The following is a 22,211-nucleotide window of genomic DNA, read 5'->3' on the forward strand; positions in this document are numbered from 1 at the left end:
CCGCAGATTTGTCATCAAAACACTTTAAAATCATTGGTGAGTGTGGCTTTTTCCGTTATAATTTGGCGTTTTTAAATTTTAAGCCCGTATAACAGCAGAGAAAATCTTGTCAGACTGTTATGCTTTTAGCCAAATCGAGAATTATGGAGTGACTTGGTTGTGAGTACTCGTTTTATGACATCAGCTGAAATTCGTGAAGCATTTTTGCGTTACTTTGAATCGCAAGGGCATACACGTGTCGCGTCGAGTTCTCTGGTTCCCGCCAACGACCCAACGTTGCTGTTCACCAATGCTGGTATGAACCAGTTTAAAGATTGTTTCTTAGGTCTGGAAAAGCGCGATTATGTCCGTGCCGTATCTTCACAAAAATGTGTACGTGCCGGTGGTAAACACAACGACTTAGATAACGTCGGTTATACCGCGCGTCACCACACCTTCTTTGAAATGTTGGGTAACTTCTCTTTTGGTGATTACTTCAAGCGTGATGCGATCAAGTTTGCCTGGGAATTCCTGACCGGTGATGAATGGTTAGCCCTGCCAAAAGACAAACTGTATGCCACGGTTTACCACACCGATGACGAAGCATTCGACATCTGGAACAAGGAAATCGGTTTAGCACCAGAACGTATTATCCGTATTGGCGACAACAAAGGCGAGAAATACGCATCTGATAACTTCTGGGCTATGGGTGATACCGGTCCATGCGGTCCATGTTCTGAAATTTTCTTTGACCATGGCGATCATATCTGGGGTGGCCTACCAGGCACACCTGAAGAAGATGGCGACCGTTTCATTGAAATCTGGAACAACGTCTTTATGCAGTTCAACCGTACTGCTGATGGCGTATTGCACCCGCTTCCTGCTCCTTCGGTCGATACCGGTATGGGCTTGGAACGTATTTCTGCCGTATTACAGCACGTTAACTCCAACTACGAAATTGACCTGTTCCAGCATCTTTTAAAAGCAGCAGCTGAAATTATTGGTCTAGATACCTCTGCACTTGAAGCGGAAGCCAAAGAAAAAGGCACACCGGTACAATATCCAGCTTCACTTAAAGTGGTGGCTGACCATGCCCGTTCTTGCTGCTTCCTGATTGCAGATGGCGTCAATCCGTCTAACGAAGGACGGGGTTATGTACTGCGCCGTATTATCCGCCGTGCCGTGCGTCATGGTAACAAACTCGGTGCAACCGGTTCATTCTTCCACAAAATGCTGCAACCGCTGATTGAAGTAATGGGTGCGGCGTATCCTGAACTGGAAGCTCAAAAAGCACGTATTGAAGCGCAATTACTGAAAGAAGAAGAACAATTCGCCAAAACACTTGAGCAAGGTTTGAAATTGCTTGAAGGCGAACTGGCGAACTTAAAAGGTTCTGTGATTCCAGGCGAAGTGGTATTTAAACTGTATGACACTTACGGTTTCCCGACCGACCTAACCGCAGATATTGCCCGTGAACGCGACCTAACCATTGATGAAGCTGGCTTTGAAGTTGAAATGGCAGCACAGCGTCAACGTGCACGTGATGCCGGTAAATTTGCCATCGACTATAACAGCGTAGTCAAAGTGGATGGTGAAACCCAGTTTGATGGTTACGATGCCACTGCAGGTCAAGGTCAAATCATTGCCATCTATAAAGATGGCGAACAGGTTGACGAAGTCGCTGAAGGTGATGAAGCACTGATCGTCCTGAACCAGACGCCATTCTATGCAGAAAGCGGTGGTCAGATCGGTGATACCGGTATTTTCAAAAACGACACCGGTATTTTTGAAGTGCAAGACACCAAAAAATCGGGCGGCGCTTTTGTACACCAGGGTATTGTGACCATGGGTAGCCTGAAAGCAGCACAAAACGTGGAAGCAATTGTCAAAGCGGACATTCGTGCTGCAACTGCACGCAACCACTCGGCGACTCACCTGCTGCACGCTGCGCTGCGTCAAATTCTGGGCTCACACGTACAGCAAAAAGGCTCACTGGTTGCATCAGACGTATTACGTTTTGACTTTGCCAACGACCAGCCGGTTTCATTTGAACAGCTGCAAGAAATTGAGCGTCTGGTGAATGCGGAAGTGATTGCCAATACCGAAGTGACCACTGAGCTGTTAGATATTGAATCTGCGAAAGCCAAAGGCGCGATGATGCTGTTCGGGGAAAAATACGGTGATGAAGTTCGCGTACTGTCTATGGGTTCAGTAATTGAAGAGAAAAACTTCTCGATCGAACTATGTGGCGGTATTCACGTGAAACGCACTGGTGACATCGGTCTGTTCAAAATCACCTCTGAAGGTGGTGTGGCTGCAGGCGTGCGTCGTATTGAAGCGGAGACAGGCACCAAAGCGATTGAAGCTGCGCAAAAAGCTGATCGTGACATCAACACCATTAATGCGCTGTTAAAAGCACAGAAAGAGCAAACCATTGAGAAAGTTGAAGCAATTGTTGAAACAGCCTCTAGCCTGCAAAAACAGATTGAACAGCTGAATCAGAAACTGGCCAGCCTGCAAGCGGGTGAACTTTTAAGCCAAGTTCAGACCATTGCTGGCCGTGCAACACTTATTACCACTGTTCAGGGTATGGATGCCAAAGCACTGCGCAACCTGCATGACGGTGTGAAATCAAAATTAGACAACGCAGTGATTGTACTTGCCGGTGTAGAGGGTGACAAAGTGAGCCTGATCGCATCTGTTGCAAAAGACTTTACTGCGTCTATTAAAGCAGGTGACATCATCAAACACTTGGCCTCTGAGCTTGGTGGTAAAGGTGGTGGTAAACCTGACTTAGCACAAGGTGGCGCGCCACTAAACGAGAAGTTTGCAACCGTGATGGCAGAGTTAACTGCCTGGCTGGAAGCAAAATAACTTCACTTTTGTGTAACTGACCCTGGCGGCAATCAGGGTCATGGCTTATATGGAACAACTATGGCATTAATCGTTCAAAAATATGGCGGTACTTCTATGGGTACGCCCGAGCGCATTTTAAATGTTGCTCGTCGCGTAAAGCGCTGGCATGACCATGGCCACAAGGTGGTCGTTGTTGTATCAGCAATGAGTGGCGAAACCAATCGCCTGCTCGCTCTCGCAAAAGCCATTACCGACACCCCTGACCCACGTGAACTTGACCAGATGGTATCTACGGGTGAGCAGGTAACGATTTCCATGTTAGCTATGGCGCTCAATTCTATTGGCGTAGAAGCTAAATCTCTAACCGGTCGCCAAGTCGGAATTAAAACTGACAGCGCGTTCACCAAAGCCCGTATTGAAGCGATTGACACCGATGTCATGACTGGTCATTTAGATGCCGGCCGTGTGATTGTGGTTGCAGGCTTCCAAGGTGTAGATGAGCAAGGCAATACCACAACTTTAGGCCGCGGTGGTTCAGATACAACCGGTGTTGCGTTAGCCGCAGCATTAAAAGCAGATGAATGCCAGATCTACACCGATGTTGATGGTGTATACACCACTGACCCGCGTGTTGCGCCAAAAGCAAAAAAAGTGGATCGTATTTCTTTTGAAGAAATGCTGGAAATGGCATCTTTAGGCTCAAAAGTCCTGCAAATCCGTTCTGTAGAATTTGCTGGCAAATATCAGGTGCCTTTACGCGTACTATCTAGCTTCGATAACGACAACGATGGTGCATTTGACGAAGAGTTTAAAAACAACGTCGGAACTCTTATTACTACTGAATTGGAAGACAACATGGAACAGCCAATTATCTCAGGTATCGCGTTTAACCGTGACGAAGCTAAACTGACTATTCTCGGTGTGCCAGATGAGCCAGGTATTGCCTCTAAAATCTTGGCCCCAATTGGCGCTGCCAACATTGAAGTGGATATGATTATCCAGAACGTTGAAGAAGATGGCACCACTGATTTCACCTTTACCGTAAACCGTGGTGAACTGGCCAAAGCCAAAGCGATTCTTGAAGCGACTGCACAGGAAATTGGTGCACGTGAAGTTGCAACCCGTGATGACATCGTAAAAGTGTCAATTGTTGGCGTGGGTATGCGTTCACATGCTGGCGTAGCGAGCAAAATGTTCACCGCACTTGCAGATGAAGGCATCAACATTCTGATGATCTCGACCTCTGAAATCAAAATTTCAGTGATTATTGAAGAAAACTATTTAGAGCTTGCAGTTCGTTCACTGCACACGGCGTTCGGTTTAGACCGCGAGTCAGGTGAATCAAGCCCGCGTGCTTAATCTGTAGTCAGCAATTATTGGAATTGTCAGACAATATTGCGAAAAACTACAAAAAATCAGAGCCACTATAGTATTTTTTATAGTGGCTCTGTTATATTGAAATAATGAGAATTAGAAATCTTAACAGAATTGTATCCGACAAGGTTTTGTCAGGGAGAGTTCTGATAAAATTTCGCTTGAAATATTTTGTGCTTTTCAAAACTTTCAAATCAATGCAGGTTTAGCATTTTGCAAGGAGATAAACATGCTGATTCTGACCCGACGTGTCGGAGAAACATTAATGATTGGGGATCAAGTCAGTGTTACTGTACTTGGTGTCAAAGGCAACCAGGTGCGTATTGGTGTGAATGCGCCAAAAGAAGTGTCTGTTCATCGTGAAGAAATTTATCAACGTATTCAACATGAACGTGCCATGCATGAGCATTTGCAACATCTCGATCAGGATTATCAGCCTTCTTATGAAGATGATAATTACCCACAAAATAACTTTAACCGTTAAGACTTAAAGTTATCTTGTTATAAAGCGGCTCTACGGCCGCTTTAAGTTTTTTTAGCGCTTCAAAATTATTGCTGTTCCAGCAAAGCCAGCGCTTTACGTACTGGTCCGAAACTACGGCGATGCTCTGTAGTCACGCCATGCAAAGCTATTGCTTCAAAATGCGCTTTGGTCGGATAGCCCTTATGTTTGGCAAAACCAAACTGTGGAAACTTCTGGTCCAGTTCCAGCATCTGCCGGTCACGGGTGACTTTGGCCAGAATACTGGCTGCGGAAATTTCGGCGTGCAAGGCATCTCCACCCACCACCGCTTCACACGGCATGTTTAGTCCTTGCGGAATTTTATTGCCATCGACCAGGACCTGATCGGGCTGGACCTGCAAGGCTTCAACCGCACGGCGCATAGCCAGCAATGAGGCCTGTAAAATATTCAGCTCGTCAATTTCAGCCGGACTGGCTTCAGCAATGGCCCAAGCCAAGGCTTTTTCCTGAATCTCAATGAATAACTTTTCACGTTTCTTTTCACTCAGTTTCTTGGAATCATTCAAGCCCGCAATCGGATTATTCGGATCCAGAATGACTGCCGCAGCCACCACGGTTCCCACCAGAGGCCCGCGCCCTGCTTCATCTACACCAGCAATTTTCATCGACATTATTACCTTCAATAAAATAGGCTGAACCTGTCAGCCTATTTCTTTCATCTTGCGCTTATTGTACTGCTTCTTGCACACAAGCATGAATGGTTTTTGATACAACATTGCTCACAATGGTGGCACGCGCTGCCGGGTCAATCGCTGCTGTCGCCAAGTCTACCGCAGTCACATTTTGTGGTGCTTTTTCGCTGACACAACCACAGATTTCAGTCTGGATATTTTGCTTTTGGGTGCTGGTCATGACTTTGGTGGCCGTTTGCCATGCCGGAATGTTGTTTAGCTCGGTGACACATTTGGCATTAATCGCAATTTTCAGTGCTGCGCCGCCCAATTGCTGGGTTGTCGTTGCCGCTGTAGGCTGAGTGGTGCCTGTAGATGCACATGCGCTTAACAGTAACGCCAGCGGTGCTAAAACATAAGCCAACTTTTTCATGTATTTTCCTTCAGTTTTACGTCATTTTACCGGCCTATTTTAAGGGCTTTAGTGCAGATTCGGTTTATCTTTTTGACCGCAATGCACAAATAAATGGCAAATTTAAGCATTATCCAGGGCAACTGCCTGCCTCATATCCGCAAATACCGTTGGACAGGCCGATTGCACCCGGTTCCAGCTTGGAATAAAAGACTGCTGGTTCGGGTAATTCATAAACTGCTCCCCTGCCTCAACAATGCTCTGGGCAAATAATTCCACCACATTTTCTTCGCTGTGCCGGTCATAATTCAGGCCATTGGTGGTGGCATCATAATAATAGTGATCAATCAAATCTAGCGCATTGCGATAATAGGCCGCACGGATAATCCGGATATTGTCCAGACTGACCTGCACCCCCAGCGCCGCCAGCTTACGGAAAAATGCCAGTGCGATATCCCGGCTCATCCGTTTTAGGCCGCCATCACCATTGGCGGTAGTGACTTCCTGATGTTTATGTTCATAATCATCGGCAATATCGACCTGACAGATGCGCTTGGTGGAATAGTTGCGGTAAATTTCCGACAGCACGCCAATTTCCAGACCCCAATCGCCTGACACCTTCAGATCACGTAACGCTTCGACATGAATTGCCATTTCCCCCGACAAGGGATAACGAAAGGCTGAAAGATAAAGCAGATAATCAAGCGGCCCGAAGACTTTTTTCAGCGCCTGTAATAAAGGTGACACCAGTAGACGTGATACCCGGCCATTCATTTTCCGGTCAGCCACCCGCGCATAATAACCTTTGGAAAACTGGAAGCTGAATTGTGGATGTACCATCGGATAAATCAGCCGGGCCAGCATGTCACGTTTATAAGTACGAATATCGCAATCGTGCATCGCCACCACCTGACTCTTGCCTTCGGCCATGGCATAACCGGCACAATACCAGACATTACGACCTTTGCCACGCTGCAAAGGCGCGACATTTAACTGATTTAACTGCTGATGCAGCTGCTGCAAACGTGGCCCATCATTCCATAAAATTACATGGTTCTGCGGCAATACCGAGAAAAATTCCCGCGCATGAGCAAACTGCTCCGCATTGGCCTGATCCAGACCAATAATAATCTGCTGGATATAATCGGCGCCTTTTAATTCTTCGACAATCTGGGTTAAGGCCGGATGTTCAAGCTCGGAATATAAGGAAGGTAAAATTAAGGTGACCGGTTTGGACTTGGTAAATTCACGAAGTTCCTGTTCGTATTCATGTAGATGGCGCTGTTTTAAATCATGTATTGTTGTAATCATGCCTTCTTGTGCAAAATCGACCATCTTCCTCTCCAGTTTATTGTTGTAAAAAGTACTGTAATCCTTCTGCCCAACCCGCTGGTGCCTGCTGCCGGGTGAAGTACACAGAATCGTGTTCTAATGCCAATGCTGCTTTATACGGCCGTTTGACCACCACAGCATGCTGACAGGCTTTCAGCATATCGAGATCATTTTCACTGTCCCCCAGCCCGATACATACCGTTTGTGCCGGATAAAACTGTTTCAGCCAGTTCACCGCCAGTGATTTATCACAGTCCCGGCTTAAAATATGGCTAAAGCGTCCACCATGAAGCATATGCAAATTACTGGCCAGATATTGCGACAATGTCGCTTCATCTTCGGCTCGGCTGTCCGGATTCCAGATAATGACTTCGCTATACGGACGCTCTAAAGCCCGTGCTGCATCGTCCAGCGCCAAACCGGTCAGCGCTGCAATCTGCGCGGCATCACAATCACTAAAGCATTGAAAATTTAAGCCATAGTCTGCTTTTAACTGCTGTAGTTGCACCGCAATGTCGGTACTGGATAAGGGACTTTGATAGTCATGCTGCGCATTAAAATAGATATATGCCCCATTTTCAGCCACAAAAGGCATGCCGCTTAAACCGAGCTGTTGCTGCAAATGGCGGATTTCCGCTGCGGTTTTACTGCTACATAAAATAACCGGAGAATCCGGAATTAAACGCTGGATCAGCTCTATGTTCTGCCCATAGCTGTAATTATCATGATTTAATAAAGTCCCATCTAAATCTGTAAAAATTATAAATTTTGGCATCTGTACTTATATTGGCTTTATCTGTGTAGAATCCTATAAGATTCTTAGCCTAATATTGGTTTAACTTACTTTTTTATAACAAGAAAGTAACAGGCCTACATGAAGTAGGCCTATTTTTTTCATCATTTTATGAAGCTAGATGCGCTTATAACGCCTGGATTTTTTCAATCCAGGCCTGTTTCTGCGCTGCTGGCAGGAACGAGGCTTCAAAAGAGTTAATCGCCAGTTGCTTTAACTCATCTGCATTTAAATCTAACGCTTCGGTAATGGCAATAAAGTTGTCATTCATATAGCCGCCGAAATAAGACGGATCATCCGAGTTAACCGTCACCTTCACGCCCTGCTGTAACAAACGGCGGATATTGTGCTGCCGCATATCCTGCACCACGCACAGTTTTAAATTACTGAGCGGGCACACCGTAAGCGGCATTTCATCCTGAATCAGACGCTGCATCAGTGCCGGATCTTCTTCAGAACGCACGCCGTGGTCAATACGATTCACTTTCAGCAAGTCCAGTGCTTCCCAGATATATTCTGGTGGACCTTCTTCACCGGCATGCGCCACCACCAAGAAACCGTATTCACGGGCTTTGGCAAAAACGCGGGCAAATTTAGCAGGCGGATGCCCCACTTCGCTGGAATCCAGACCGACTGCAATAATCTGTTCTTTATACGGCAGTGCCTGTTCCAGCGTTACAAATGCTGCTTCTTCGCTAAGATGACGCAAGAAACACATGATTAAACGGGAACTGATGCCCAGTTTGCTTTGTGCATCATCACAGGCACGTTGCAAACCGTTAATTACTGTCGCAAAGGCAATCCCGCGGTCAGTATGAGTTTGCGGATCGAAGAACATTTCGGTATGTACCACCTGATCTTCTGCACACTTTTCAAAATAGGCCCAGGCCAGATCATAAAAGTCCTGCTCATGTACCAGTACATTGGCACCGGCATAATAGATGTCTAAAAACGACTGCAGGTTATGAAAGTTATAGGCCTCTTTGACTTCCTCGACTGACTGATATGGAATGGCAATGTTGTTACGCTGCGCGATGGCAAACATCAGTTCCGGCTCAAACGTCCCTTCAATATGGACATGCAACTCTGCCTTGGGTAAGGCGCGAATCAGCTCAAGTTGATTCATCTCTCATCCTCATGAAAATAAAAAAGGGTGCAAACCGAGTTTACACCCTCAAAATGGTTGCTGGGGATTAACCGCCAAATAACGCGAATTTTAATGCCCACAATACTGCAATAATCCACACCATATATGGCACAGATGAAGCTTTACCGGTCAACAGCTTGATCAACGCATAGCTAATAAAGCCCATGGCAATACCGTCTGCAATCGAGTAGGTAAATGGCATAAATACGATGGTCAGGAAGGCTGGAACCGCTTCAGTAATATCTTCCCAGTCAATATGTACAATGCCCTGAATCATCAGCACACCCACAAATAACAAGGCAGGTGCAGTAGCAAAGCCTGGTACCGATTGGGCCAGTGGTGCCAGGAATAAACACAGTACAAACAGCACCGCGACCACTACCGCAGTCAGACCGGTACGGCCGCCAGCAGCAACACCGGCAGACGATTCAATATACGGTGTGGTTGAAGAGGTACCCAGTGCTGCACCCGCTACAATGGCAGATGAATCGGCAAATAAGGCTTTTTTCAAACGTGGCAATTTACCATCTTTGAGCAGGCCCGCACGGTGTGAAACGCCGACCAGGGTACCGGTGGAGTCAAACAGATCGACCAGGAAGAAGACGAAAATCACCCCGATCAGGCTGGCAGTAAACAGACCTTCAAAGTCCATTTGCATGAACGTTGGCGCGATAGACGGGATTTCACCGACCACACCTTTAAATTCGCTTAAGCCCAAAGCCGTAGAAATAGCCGTTAACACCAGAATACTGATGATAATTGCACCACGCACCTTGAATTGGTGCATCACCACAATCATCAGGAAGCCAAATAAGGCCAACAGCACTGAAGGCTGTTTCAAGTCACCCAGACCCACCAAAGTCGCCGGGTTATCGACAATAATGCCTGCGTTTTTTAGTGCAATTAAGGCCAGGAATAAACCAATCCCGCCGCCAATGGCCAGTTTCAGGGACATTGGAATGGCATTGACAATGGCTTCACGAATTTTGAACATGCTGATGGCAATAAACACCAGACCGGATACAAACACCGCAGCCAGCGCAGTTTGCCAAGGCACACCCATGCCCAGACAAACCGAATAGGTGAAATAGGCATTCAGGCCCATACCCGGTGCCAGCGCAATCGGATAGTTGGCAATCAGTCCCATCACCAGACAGCCAATTGCGGCTGCCAGACAGGTTGCAACAAAGACAGCCCCGTGATCCATCCCGGTTTCGGATAAAATCATTGGATTGACAATAATGATGTAACACATAGTTAAGAATGTGGTTACACCGGCAAGAACCTCAGTACGAAAACTGGTCTTGTTTTCGCTTAACTTAAATAAGCGCTCAAGCACATTTTCTGAAGATGGATTAGGAGTCGTCATGACCTCGCCCTTGTAAATAAACTTAAATACCCAACAGTGATGCGAAAGTACGGAGAAAATTCATCCCTACCCCTAGCATTGCCAAGCAACGGATATGCCAAAAGTTACACGCACAGGATAAGTCTATTTAGCCATTATGCTTTGAGCCCTTAACAGCTCAAATCAGATAAATTCTAAACAAAAAAGCCGCATAACTTTATGCAGCTTTACTTACCATAATTAAATCAACTATTTAAAAAATAAATACGCTAATTTAATTGTCTAATGGGTAAATTATATCACACTGATTTTTCATTGTTTCTAAAATTTATCTTTAATTTTCATTCAGAGCATTTCATGCTGAATTAGAATTTTTGGCCTAAACTTCCAGCCCGCTCAATAGAGGGTTCGATCTGTCGCATGTGATCATCCAGCGATGAACGATGTGAAGCCCGATCTTGTTCAATCAGATGCAGAGAGTCGCGTGCCTCCTGCACAATATTCTGCATTTCTTGTTGTCTGCGGTGTTGTTCCTGCTGAAACACCCAGACCATTAACAGGACAACCATGACAATAAAGGTCACGATCAGGATTTGCCTCATGTTCTTTACTATTATTAAACAAATTTAATTTATACTAACAGAAAAATAAACAATACGTGAACTATGTCACAACTTTCATTTTGTGTATTAATCAAATTTTAACAATTCAAGCATTCAATTGGCCTTTAACTCACTCCTACCCTCACCTATTGAAATTTCAATTTCCTGACACCCATAAAAAAGTCCGCACTGGGCGGACTGTTTAGCCTTAACCGCAGGATGCTTGCACAATTTTATTACTGTTCGGATCAATGGTTACTGTGACTCGGTCAGCGCGATAATCCATGGTGACCGGCTGGCCAGGATGGACGCTGCGAACAATTTTGGCCTGGGTCCGCTGCTTGATTTCGCTCTGTGGCAAACTGCCCGATTGCCCAATCAGTTTTTTGGCTTCTTCTGCCACACACTGGCCTGGCTGCTGACGGAACAGCGCCCATTCTTCAACGATACTGCCATCTGGCAAATGGCAATAGCCCACCTGACCACTGTGTTCGTCTTTAATTTCCAGTCGGCCGCCCTGTTCAATACAATATTGACTGGCCGGATTGGCAAGTCCTACCTGTGCTGGGGGTTGCTGTACGGTGCTACAGGCCATAAGCGAGGCTGCAAGCGCAGCAAAAAGAACAATATTTTTCATGGGCAGTATTCTTGTATAAAAAATATTAGCCTAGCAAATTTTACTGGACCTGCTGTGTCTTTTTTGCAAAAGAGGGAGAAAGCTTCTTGTTAGTCTTGATGAGGGGCAGCTTTGACTTATATAGAACAGTCACTGATAAAATGATGGATGGAGAAATTACAGAGATAAAAAAAGGCTTATCAGTAGTTCACTTATAAGCCTTTAGAATTTGGTGGGCGTCTGCCCCACCTAACAGTTTCAAGATAAAAGTTAACCCACTTCAGTGCGAATATTATTCACCATATGCAATAACCTTGGTGCAATATCTGTTTCAATTTTTTCGCGATTCAGCAGAAAGCTTGGGCCACCACAATTAAAGACCAGTAAACCATGTTGCTCATGTATAAAAGGTACGGCAACAGAGTTCACATCCTTATGCCAGTCTCCAATCGAAAAGCAGTAACCATATTCCTGATAGTCTTTAAATGCCTGGTCTAGATCTTCTTTAATTTTAGGCCAATCTGCAGCATGTTTGGTGCGAATGGCATCCAGTAAAAACTCACGCTCATCTTCAGGCATTGCAGCCAGACAGGCACGCCCCATCGAGCTTAAATGAATGGGCAAGTGCGTTCCGACCTGACGTCGCATGGTGACATTCCCCTTGCCTTGTACCACATCCAGATAAATCATGTTCAGGCGGTCACGTGTCGCCATGGCAACTGCGGCTTCAGCATAATCTGCCAGGTTTTTCATGAGCGGATGTGCAACTGAACGCAAAGATAAATTGGCTAACATGGAATAGCCAAAAGACAGCACCCCAACGGAAAGCTGAAATTTACTCGAATTGGGCACCTGCTTTAAATAGCCCAAACGCGACAAAGTATGGGTTAAACGGGTAATGGTCGGTTTTGGCAAACCGGTCATTTGTGATAATTCTTGATTGCCCAGATGCTGATGCTTTGGACTGAAACAGCGCAATAACTCTAAACCGCGTGCCAGGGCAGTAATAAATTGACGGTCATTTTCATCCTGCATGTCTTCAATCGGATGTAATAATTCATGACGCAGAGGTGTAGTCAGTAACTTTTCCGACTGATCGTTTTCAGGTACATCATCTGGCATGTTTTACCGTCCTTGCATTCAAATTCTGTTTCGCATTGCGAAATTATAGATAATTATTGACGAGATAGCAAAGAAGCAACTTGATTAAAGTTGCTTCTTGATAAAACTTAATACACGCAGGTTTGAATTAACCCACAATTCCTTTCGATTTCAGCAAGTCGAGCTTTTCTGAATCAATCACGCGAGACAGGATCTCATCAGTATGCTCACCCAGCATCGGAGGTGCCTTGCGGTACTCGACTGGTGTACGTGACATTTTAATTGGCGAACCAATGACAGTTAAGTTTTCCTTTAACGGATGCTGCATGTCCACCAGCATATTACGCGCCTGAACTTGCGGTTCCTGGAAGGCTTGTTCCAGATTATTAATTAAGCCTACCGGAACTTGCACCGCATGAATCGCTTCTACCCAGTGTTTAGCCGTATTGCTCAAGAAATGCTGGGCCAATAACTCAGTAATTTCAGTACGATGCTGAATACGCAGCGCATTAGTTACAAAGCGCGGATCATTTGGCAGGTCTGGTAAACCGATAGCATTACTTAAAGCCACAAACTGCTTGTCGTTACCACACGCAATAATAAAGTCCTGATCGGCAGCACGGAAGACCTGATACGGCACAATATTGGCATGTGCATTACCATAACGACCCGGGATTTTACCCGAGGCCAAATAGTTCATACCCTGGTTAGCCAGCAAAGCAACCTGAACATCAAGTAAAGCCATATCCAGATGCTGCCCCAGTCCCGTTATATGACGGTTCAGCAAAGCAGCCTGAATTGCAATTGTTGAATAAAGACCTGTGGTTAAGTCAGCAAAAGCCACACCGACTTTCTGCGGTCCACCACCCGGTAAATCATCTTTCTCACCGGTGACCGACATCAAGCCGCCCATCCCCTGAATGATAAAGTCATAGCCAGGTTCAGGGGCACGTGGTCCAGTCTGGCCAAATCCGGTAATCGAGCAATACACCAGTTTCGGATTAATCGCACTGAGGCTGTCATAATCCAAGCCATATTTTTTCAAAGAGCCGGCTTTGTAATTTTCAATGACCACATCTGAATCAGCCGCCAGCGCCTTTACCAGCTCCTGCCCTTCAGGGGTCGAGATATCAATGGCAACCGACATTTTATTGCGGTTGGCAGATTGATAATACGCAGCTTCACGCGTATTTTCACCCTGATTGTTTTTCATCCATGGTGGTCCCCACATACGGGTATCATCACCCGTTTTAGGACGTTCAACTTTAATCACTTCCGCGCCTAAATCCGCAAGGATTTGACCACACCAAGGACCGGCCAGTACGCGACTTAAATCCAGTACGCGAATACCCTCTAATGCACCCATGTGTTTTTCCTTTTATACGCGTTCAATCACAAGCGCAAGGCCTTGCCCTACACCAATACACAGACTAATCACAGCATATTTTTTCTGGCTACGCTGCAATTCTCGTGCAGTGCTCAGCACTAAACGAGCACCCGAAGCACCCAGTGGATGACCAACTGCAATCGCACCACCATTTGGATTAACCCGCATATCATCAAAAGCCACATCTAAGCCTTTCAGACAGGCCAGAACCTGAGATGCAAATGCTTCATTAATCTCAATAATATCCATGTCTGCTAAAGTCAGCTTAGCACGCTTTAACGCCAGTTTAATGGCATCAACCGGACCGGCACCCATAATACGCGGCTCAATTCCAGCGGCGGCAGATGCAATGATTTTCGCCATTGGCTGAATGCCCAGTTTTTCTTGGGCTGCTTCCGAACCAATAATCAGGGCAGCAGCACCATCATTCACACCAGAAGCATTCCCTGCGGTGACTACCCCACCGTCAAATAGTGGACGTAGCTTTTGCAATGCGTCCAGAGTAGAAGATGGACGCGGATGTTCATCCTGGTCGATGAGTTTTGGCGGCAACTTGCGGCCTTGTGGTACTTCTATACCCACAATTTCATCGGCAAAGAAACCGGCCTGTTTGGCTGCTTCGTATTTGGCCTGAGATGCAGCAGCAAACTGATCAGCATCTTCACGGCTTACTCCATATTCCACCGCAACGTTATCACCGGTTTGTGGCATGGTGTCATTACCGAACTGTTTTTCAATTAATGGATTCGGGAAACGGGCGCCAATAGTTGAATCAAATACTTTAAAATCACGGCTGAACGGGGTTTCTGATTTAGCAAAGACAAATGGCGCTCGCGACATCGACTCGACCCCGCCTGCCAGGAAAATATCGCCTTCATCACAGGTCACAGCACGTGCAGCATCAATGACAGCTGCCAAACCTGAAGCACATAAACGGTTCACAGTTTGTGCCGGTGTTTTAACGTCTAAGCCGGCAAGCAATGTCGCATGACGTGCAATGTTACGGCTGTCTTCACCGGCCTGATTGGTATTTCCTAAAATCACATCATCAAAGATATTGGCCGGTAACTGGTGTTTTTCTACCAGGGCCTTGATCACATGCGCAGCCAGATTGTCTGGACGAATTGTGGCCAGGCTACCTGCATGACGACCAAAGGGCGTACGTAATCCATCATAAATATAAGCATTTAACATGAGTTTGATTCCTTAAACTGCTGCAGTGTGAAGAAGAGATAGTTTTAAACGGGCTCGACGTTGTAGCCATGGACTTGGGCGGTAACGCTGATCGCCGCTATTGGCCAGAATACGTTCCAGGATGAGTAGAATACGTTCTGCACCCAAAACATCTCCCCAGGAGATTGGTCCATGCGGATACCCCAATCCCAGTTTGACGGCTTTATCAATATCTTCCGCCGTGGCAATTTGTTGCTGGGCAATATCACAAGCCAGATTGACCACCATGGCCAATACACGCTGTGAAATAAAGCCGATACTTTCTGCAATAACCGACACGCCATGACCATTTTTAGCAAACAGTGCATGTGCCTGATCGATATAAGCTTTTTCTGTCGCAATCGACGGCATTAAGGTGCGATGCTTGGCAAAGTCCGTTAGCATATCAATACTGACGGCACGGCTTGCATCAACATCAAAGCGTAGCGCAGCTGTGGTAGTGTCTTCACCATAGGTCGCAAGCAGAATTAAGCTGTTGGCCGCTGGGGTTTCAGCACTGTCAATGACACAGCCTTGCTCACGGAGATAATCACGCAAGATGCGGGCATCTTTTTCATCATCGGTTTTAATCCACACCGGGCAAAAATCTGTGACCGCTGGAACAGCTTGTGCCGGGGCTTCATTGGTCTTCTGACCATCAACATATTTATAGAAGCCCTCACCCACTTTACGACCCACTTTTTTACCAGCCAGCATTTGACGGGTTAAAGCATGGGGACGGTAACGGTCTTCCTGATAATACTGATTAAAAATCGACTCCATCACCGGATGTGAAACATCCAAAGCCGTCAGGTCAAATAATTCGAGTGGCCCCATACGGAAACCGGCACCCTCCCGTAAAATCCGGTCAATTTCAGAAACCGAAGCCACGCCTTCACCCAGCGCTTTTAACGCTTCGGTGCCATAGGCACGGCCAGCATGATTGACGATAAATCCAGGGGTATCTTTGGTCCGTACGCCAAAGTGTCCCATACGCTGTGCCAGCTCCAGCAGATCGGCAACCACCTGTTCATCTGTTGCCAAGCCAGCAATAACTTCGACAATTTTCATCAGCGGTACAGGATTAAAGAAATGAAAACCCGCCAAGCGACCTTGATGCTCTAGATTTGAAGCAATCGCAGTGACCGAAAGAGATGATGTATTGGTGGCCAGAATAGTTTCAGGGGAAACAATGCTTTCTAGCTGTTTAAATAAGCCTTGTTTGATGTCCAGGTTTTCAATGATGGCTTCGACCACCAGATCGACCCCAGCAATTTCTTCAATACTGTTTAGAATTTTGAAACGCGCCAAGGTTGCCTGCAATTCTTCTGCAGAGAATTTGCCTTTGGCTTGCAGCTTTTCCAGCATAACTTTGAGTTTAGCCAATCCGGCTTCTGCTGCACCGGCTTTGGCATCAAACAAACGTACTTCCAGACCGGCTTGGGCTGCAATTTGCGCAATGCCCATGCCCATTACACCAGTCCCTATCAGCGCCATAGATTGAATGCTCATGTCTTATTCTCCAGTGTACTGTGCAGGACGTTTTTCAAAGAATGCCGTTACGCCTTCTTTCTGGTCTTTGGTATCAAATAAAATCTGGAAGGCTTTACGTTCCAGTGCTAACGCACCTTGTAAGGATTGATCCTGCCCCAGGTTGGTTACTTCTTTAATTTGCTGTACGGCAATTGGAGAGAAGGATGCGATGGTTTGGGCAACTTCAATTGCATGTGAAATGGTCTGTTCATCAGCGACCACTTCCGACACCAGCCCCATACGCTCAGCTTCAGCCGCTTTGACCAGCTTGCCGGTGAGTACCCAGAGCATGGTTTGATATTTACCAATGGCACGCAGTAAACGCTGCGTACCACCTGCGCCTGGCATTAAGCCGAGTTTCACTTCAGGCTGACCGAATTTGGCATTTTCACCAGCAATGATAATGTCGGCATGCATCGCCAGCTCACAGCCGCCACCCAAGGCATACCCATTGACCGCTGCAATAATTGGTTTTGGACAGTCGGTAATGCTCTGCCAGTATTGTTCGGTATGGCGTAAATACATCTGTGCTGTGGTCGCAGTGGTGAAATCTTTAATATCTGCACCTGCCGCAAAAACTTTTTCACCGCCGGTCAAAACAATAGCTCTTACAGCATCTGATTTTGAGAGATATTGAAATGCTTCAGAGAGTTGTTGTCGTAATTCCAGATTTAATGCATTGCGAGCCTCTGGACGATGGATTTCGACAATCGCTACGCCATCTGCCTGTACAGTTAACTTTAAAATTTCAGTGCTTTCCATAATTTTCTCATTTCGCACAGCGGTATTTAGTTATCAATATACATATTTTTGCATCAAAGTAAATCATTCCTTCTTGAAACAAGTATTTTTTAAATCTGCCTAAAAATAAGCTTAATCAAATTAAATCAAAGATTTATCCATAAAACCAAGATCAAAACAATAATACCGCTATGCGAAATATACTTTCGTATATATTGATCTCAGTTTTAATTTTAATTAGTATCCGCTTAAATTTAGCGTAGTGATGAGTTTTTATTCACATTGATCAGAATGTGAACAAAACATAATCCTAGATACGGAGTTAGGACATGGTTCGTGATCAGGAAACCTTAGACCAGTTGGTCGATATGATTCGCCAATTTGTTGAAGGCGTATTAATCCCAAATGAAGAGATCGTTGCAGAAACAGACGAGATCCCTGCAGAAATCGTGCAGCAAATGAAAGAGTTGGGCTTATTCGGTTTAACCATTCCTGAAGAGTATGAAGGTCTTGGCCTAACCATGGAAGAAGAGGTCTATATTGCGTTTGAACTTGGACGCACCTCTCCAGCCTTCCGTTCACTAATTGGAACCAACAACGGGATTGGCGCATCTGGCCTGATTATTGATGGTACTGAAGAACAAAAACAGTATTACTTACCTAAACTGGCCAGCGGCGAAATCATTGGTTCATTCTGTTTAACAGAACCAGATTCCGGTTCAGATGCTGCATCCCTGAAAACCACAGCCGTAAAAGATGGCGATGAATATATCCTGAACGGTACCAAGCGTTTTATTACCAATGCACCCCATGCCGGTGTATTTACCGTCATGGCGCGGACTAATCCTGAGTTAAAAGGTGCATCTGCTATTTCTGCCTTTATTGTGGATAGCAAATTACCGGGCATTTCCTTGGGTAAACGTGACAAGAAAATGGGACAAAAAGGTGCGCATACCTGTGACGTGATCTTTGAAAACTGCCGTATTCCTGCTTCTGCACTAATTGGTGGCGTTGAAGGCGTTGGTTTTAAAACAGCAATGAAGGTCCTGGATAAAGGCCGTATTCATATTGCTGCCCTCAGTGTGGGCGCTGCAACACGTATGCTCGATGACTCCTTGCAATATGCCATTGAACGTAAACAGTTTGGTCAGGCCATTGCCAACTTCCAGTTAATTCAAGGCATGTTAGCTGACTCTAAGGCAGAAATTTATGCCGCAAAATGTATGGTACTTGATGCAGCACGTCGTCGTGATGCTGGACATAACGTCAGTACCGAAGCGTCTTGCGCGAAAATGTTTGCTACCGAAATGTGTGGCCGTGTAGCAGACCGTGGTGTGCAAATTCATGGTGGTGCGGGCTATATCAGTGAATACGCGATTGAGCGTTTCTACCGTGACGTGCGTTTATTCCGTCTTTATGAAGGCACAACACAAATTCAACAGGTCATTATTGCCCGCAATATGATTCGAGAAGCAACCCAATAATCAATTTTGGCTTGATCCTATCTTGTTGAGATCAGGCCTTTTTTATAGGTAATGGACGATGGCGACAACGAATACAGTTTCTAAGATTGGGCCAAACACCTGGAAAGTTGCATTTACTTTTGCATTCCTCGCCCTGTTGGTCGATGGCGCAGATTTAATGCTGCTTTCCTATAGCTTAAATAGTATTAAAGCGGAGTTTGGCTTAACACCTGTCGAAGCAGGGATGCTGGGTAGCTTCACCCTGGCAGGTATGGCAATTGGCGGGATTTATGGTGGCTGGGCATGTGACAAGTTTGGTCGTGTGCGCACCGTGGTCATTTCAATTTTATTATTCTCAATTTTAACCTGTGGTTTAGGTTTCACAAATTCTTTCTGGGAATTCGGTATTTTACGTTTCCTGGCGGCACTCGGTTTAGGCTCGCTCTATATCGCATGTAATACCTTAATGGCAGAGTACGTTCCAACAAAATACCGTACCACCACCTTGGGTACCCTTCAGGCCGGCTGGACGGTAGGCTATATCGTGGCAACCTTACTGGCGGGCTGGTTAATTCCAGATCATGGCTGGCGTATGCTGTTCTATGTGGCTGCTATTCCTGTTGTCATGGCCATCATGATGCACTATATGGTGCCTGAACCTGCAGTATGGCAAGAAAACCGTCACAAGAAACTTGAAGCAGAAGCTGTGGCGAAAAGCGAATCTACCTGGAAGATGATTTTCCAGGACAAACGCAACCGTAATATGTTTATTCTTTGGGCACTCACCGCGGGCTTCCTGCAGTTCGGTTACTACGGTGTCAATAACTGGATGCCATCATACCTTGAAAGTGAACTGGGTATGAAGTTCAAAGAAATGACTGCCTATATGGTAGGTACCTATACCGCAATGATTCTGGGTAAAATCCTTGCAGGCTATATGGCAGATAAACTGGGACGTCGTTTTACGTATGCCTTCGGTGCAATCGGTACAGCGATCTTCCTTCCACTGATCGTGTTCTATAACTCACCAGATAATATCCTGTATCTCTTGGTTATCTTTGGTTTCCTTTATGGTATTCCATACGGTGTAAATGCAACCTATATGACCGAAAGCTTCCCGACTTCAGTTCGTGGTACCGCAATCGGTGGTGCATACAACGTTGGTCGTCTTGGTGCAGCAATCGCACCAGCCGTGATCGGTTATCTGGCAACAGGCGGCTCGATTGGTCTAGGTTTCGTGGTGATGGGTGTGGCTTACTTCATCTGTGGTGTGATTCCAGCCCTGTTCATTAAAGAAAAACAATACGACCCTCAAAAATCCTAAACATGAAAAGCCTCTTCGGAGGCTTTTTTTATATTGAGAGCTAAATTTTGTCGAAAACCTAGAGTAGCGATGATAAAATACCGCTAAGCGAAATTAAGTTTTATTTTATGAAAGATATTAACCGAGAAGCCATGGAGTTTGATGTCGTTATCGTAGGTGCTGGCCCTGCGGGTCTGTCTGCGGCGATTAAAATCCGTCAACTTGCAATTGAAAATAACCTGAATGATCTGTCCGTTTGTGTCGTAGAAAAAGGCTCCGAAGTCGGTGCGCACATCTTGTCAGGTGCGGTGCTGGAACCACGTGCCATCAATGAGCTGTTCCCGAACTGGAAAGAAGAAGGTGCACCTTTAAATGTACCGGTGACAGAAGATAAAACGTTCTTCCTGCTGTCTGAAACCACTTCGAAAGAAGCGCCACACTGGATGGTACCAAAAACCATGCACAACGATGGCAACTATGTCATTTCACTCGGCAACGTGGTGCGCTGGTTAGGCCAGAAAGCCGAAGAGCTGGAAGTGTCTATTTTCCCGGGCTTTGCGGCGTCTGAGATTCTGTACCATGAAGATGGCACCGTAAAAGGCATTCAAACCGGTGATATGGGCATTGGTAAAGATGGTGAACCGACCCATAACTTTGCCCCAGGTTATGAACTGCATGCCAAATATACCCTGTTTGCTGAAGGCTGTCGTGGTCACTTAGGCAAACGCCTGATCCAGAAATTTAATCTGGATAAAGATGCCGACCCTCAACACTACGGTATCGGCATTAAAGAACTGTGGGAAATTGATCCGGCCAAACACAAACCAGGTCTGGTGATGCACGGTGCCGGCTGGCCATTGTCTGAAACCGGTTCTTCAGGCGGCTGGTGGCTCTACCACGCTGAAAACAACCAGGTCACACTGGGGATGATCGTTGATCTGTCTTATGAAAACCCGCACATGTATCCATTTATGGAAATGCAGCGCTGGAAGACTCATCCATTAATCAAACAGTATCTGGAAGGTGGTAAGCGTATTTCTTATGGTGCGCGTGCCGTAACCAAAGGTGGTTTTAACTCGCTACCAAAATTCACTTTCCCGGGTGGTTCGTTAATTGGTGATGATGCCGGCTTCCTGAACTTTGCCAAAATCAAAGGCTCTCATACCGCAATGAAATCCGGCATGCTTTGTGGTGAAGCAGTCTTTGAAGCGATTGCTGCCGGTGTCGAAAAAGGTGGTGACTTGGCCATTGCCCGCGTGACTGAGGGTGAAGATTTCTTTACAAAAGAATTAACGTCTTATACCGAGAAGTTCAACAACAGCTGGCTGAAAGAAGAGCTCTACAACGCGCGTAACTTTGGCCCGGCAATGCATAAGTTTGGTCAATGGTTTGGCGGTGCGTTTAACTTCATCGACCAGAACATCTTTAAAGTGCCGTTTACCCTGCATGATTTAGTGCCTGACTTCAGTGCATTAAAAACTGTAGATGCAGTGAGCTTTAAGCCGAATTATCCAAAACCGGATGGCAAATTAACCTTTGACCGTTTGTCTTCAGTATTCGTTTCCAATACCGTACATGAAGAAAACCAGCCTGCACACTTGAAGCTAACCAATGCCTCGATTCCGGTCGATGTGAACTTGCCTAAATGGGATGAGCCAGCACAGCGTTACTGCCCTGCGGGTGTGTATGAAATTATGGAAAATAATGATGGTTCCAAGCGCTTCCAGATTAACGCAGCCAACTGCGTACACTGCAAGACTTGTGACATTAAAGATCCATCACAGAACATCACCTGGGTAACACCGGAAGGTGGTGGTGGTCCGAATTACCCGAATATGTAAGGTAATTCCGCTGAGTCAGAACGAAGCTTCTGGCTCA

The 22,211-nt window shown here is 45.9% G+C and carries 19 protein-coding genes; 6 read left to right on the forward strand and 13 right to left on the reverse strand.

Annotation, left to right across the window (positions count from 1 at the left end; all coding sequences use genetic code 11):
* Window positions 1–159 precede the first annotated feature (159 nt).
* The 3 genes from alaS (at window position 160) to csrA (ending at window position 4,693) form a co-directional block, all read left to right on the forward strand.
* On the forward strand, window positions 160–2,853 hold the full coding sequence (gene alaS / locus FTU86_RS06265; RefSeq protein ID WP_180048281.1) for an alanine--tRNA ligase: 2,694 nt from the start codon (window positions 160–162) through the stop codon (window positions 2,851–2,853).
* A gap of 60 nt (window positions 2,854–2,913) precedes the next feature.
* On the forward strand, window positions 2,914–4,194 hold the full coding sequence (locus FTU86_RS06270; RefSeq protein ID WP_160232502.1) for an aspartate kinase: 1,281 nt from the start codon (window positions 2,914–2,916) through the stop codon (window positions 4,192–4,194).
* A gap of 244 nt (window positions 4,195–4,438) precedes the next feature.
* A complete protein-coding gene (gene csrA / locus FTU86_RS06275) occupies window positions 4,439–4,693 on the forward strand; it encodes a carbon storage regulator CsrA (RefSeq protein WP_016658388.1) in 255 nt (84 codons plus the stop codon).
* 65 nt (window positions 4,694–4,758) lie between these two features.
* Here the strand turns inward: csrA and rnhB are convergent, their stop codons facing one another.
* From rnhB to FTU86_RS06340, 13 genes are all read right to left on the reverse strand, one after another.
* Window positions 4,759–5,337 carry a ribonuclease HII gene (gene rnhB / locus FTU86_RS06280; protein ID WP_104500160.1) on the reverse strand — a complete coding sequence of 193 codons (579 nt, stop codon included), beginning with the start codon at window positions 5,335–5,337 and terminating at the stop codon, window positions 4,759–4,761.
* 61 nt (window positions 5,338–5,398) lie between these two features.
* Window positions 5,399–5,776: a hypothetical protein gene (locus FTU86_RS06285; protein ID WP_005177001.1), complete on the reverse strand. Its 378-nt coding sequence runs from the start codon at window positions 5,774–5,776 to the stop codon at window positions 5,399–5,401.
* A 102-nt stretch (window positions 5,777–5,878) separates the two neighbouring features.
* Entirely contained in the window at window positions 5,879–7,090 is a 1,212-nt protein-coding gene (locus FTU86_RS06290) for a glycosyl transferase (protein WP_180036640.1), read from the reverse strand.
* 13 nt (window positions 7,091–7,103) lie between these two features.
* The gene (locus FTU86_RS06295) at window positions 7,104–7,862 is read right to left on the reverse strand and encodes a mannosyl-3-phosphoglycerate phosphatase (protein WP_160241452.1); all 759 of its coding nucleotides are present in this window, start codon (window positions 7,860–7,862) and stop codon (window positions 7,104–7,106) included.
* 145 nt (window positions 7,863–8,007) lie between these two features.
* Window positions 8,008–9,006, reverse strand: a complete 999-nt coding sequence (locus tag FTU86_RS06300; RefSeq protein ID WP_168381847.1) for an adenosine deaminase — start codon at window positions 9,004–9,006, stop codon at window positions 8,008–8,010.
* Between the two features lie 67 nt (window positions 9,007–9,073).
* Window positions 9,074–10,396: an NCS2 family permease gene (locus FTU86_RS06305; RefSeq protein WP_005176982.1), complete on the reverse strand. Its 1,323-nt coding sequence runs from the start codon at window positions 10,394–10,396 to the stop codon at window positions 9,074–9,076.
* 344 nt (window positions 10,397–10,740) lie between these two features.
* A complete protein-coding gene (locus FTU86_RS06310; RefSeq protein ID WP_075166657.1) occupies window positions 10,741–10,977 on the reverse strand; it encodes a hypothetical protein in 237 nt (78 codons plus the stop codon).
* Window positions 10,978–11,185: 208 nt separating this feature from the next.
* Complete coding sequence (locus FTU86_RS06315; RefSeq protein WP_005176977.1) at window positions 11,186–11,614, reverse strand: I78 family peptidase inhibitor; 429 nt, start codon at window positions 11,612–11,614, stop codon at window positions 11,186–11,188.
* A 249-nt stretch (window positions 11,615–11,863) separates the two neighbouring features.
* A complete protein-coding gene (locus FTU86_RS06320) occupies window positions 11,864–12,715 on the reverse strand; it encodes an IclR family transcriptional regulator (RefSeq protein ID WP_180036641.1) in 852 nt (283 codons plus the stop codon).
* 127 nt (window positions 12,716–12,842) lie between these two features.
* A complete protein-coding gene (locus FTU86_RS06325) occupies window positions 12,843–14,060 on the reverse strand; it encodes a CaiB/BaiF CoA-transferase family protein (RefSeq protein WP_180036642.1) in 1,218 nt (405 codons plus the stop codon).
* Between the two features lie 12 nt (window positions 14,061–14,072).
* A complete protein-coding gene (locus tag FTU86_RS06330; protein ID WP_180036643.1) occupies window positions 14,073–15,275 on the reverse strand; it encodes a 3-oxoadipyl-CoA thiolase in 1,203 nt (400 codons plus the stop codon).
* Between the two features lie 12 nt (window positions 15,276–15,287).
* The gene (locus tag FTU86_RS06335) at window positions 15,288–16,805 is read right to left on the reverse strand and encodes a 3-hydroxyacyl-CoA dehydrogenase (RefSeq protein ID WP_180036644.1); all 1,518 of its coding nucleotides are present in this window, start codon (window positions 16,803–16,805) and stop codon (window positions 15,288–15,290) included.
* Window positions 16,806–16,808: 3 nt separating this feature from the next.
* The gene (locus FTU86_RS06340; protein WP_180036645.1) at window positions 16,809–17,588 is read right to left on the reverse strand and encodes an enoyl-CoA hydratase; all 780 of its coding nucleotides are present in this window, start codon (window positions 17,586–17,588) and stop codon (window positions 16,809–16,811) included.
* A 308-nt stretch (window positions 17,589–17,896) separates the two neighbouring features.
* Between FTU86_RS06340 and FTU86_RS06345 the strand changes: the two genes are divergently transcribed.
* The 3 genes from FTU86_RS06345 (at window position 17,897) to FTU86_RS06355 (ending at window position 22,174) form a co-directional block, all read left to right on the forward strand.
* Window positions 17,897–19,051, forward strand: coding sequence for an acyl-CoA dehydrogenase family protein (locus tag FTU86_RS06345; RefSeq protein WP_180036646.1), 1,155 nt, complete (start codon window positions 17,897–17,899; stop codon window positions 19,049–19,051).
* A 58-nt stretch (window positions 19,052–19,109) separates the two neighbouring features.
* The gene (locus tag FTU86_RS06350; protein ID WP_180036647.1) at window positions 19,110–20,354 is read left to right on the forward strand and encodes an MFS transporter; all 1,245 of its coding nucleotides are present in this window, start codon (window positions 19,110–19,112) and stop codon (window positions 20,352–20,354) included.
* A 107-nt stretch (window positions 20,355–20,461) separates the two neighbouring features.
* The gene (locus tag FTU86_RS06355) at window positions 20,462–22,174 is read left to right on the forward strand and encodes an electron transfer flavoprotein-ubiquinone oxidoreductase (RefSeq protein WP_180036648.1); all 1,713 of its coding nucleotides are present in this window, start codon (window positions 20,462–20,464) and stop codon (window positions 22,172–22,174) included.
* Window positions 22,175–22,211: the final 37 nt, after the last annotated feature.

It is taken from the genome of Acinetobacter sp. YH12155 (assembly GCF_013418255.1).
GTDB lineage: Bacteria > Pseudomonadota > Gammaproteobacteria > Pseudomonadales > Moraxellaceae > Acinetobacter > Acinetobacter indicus.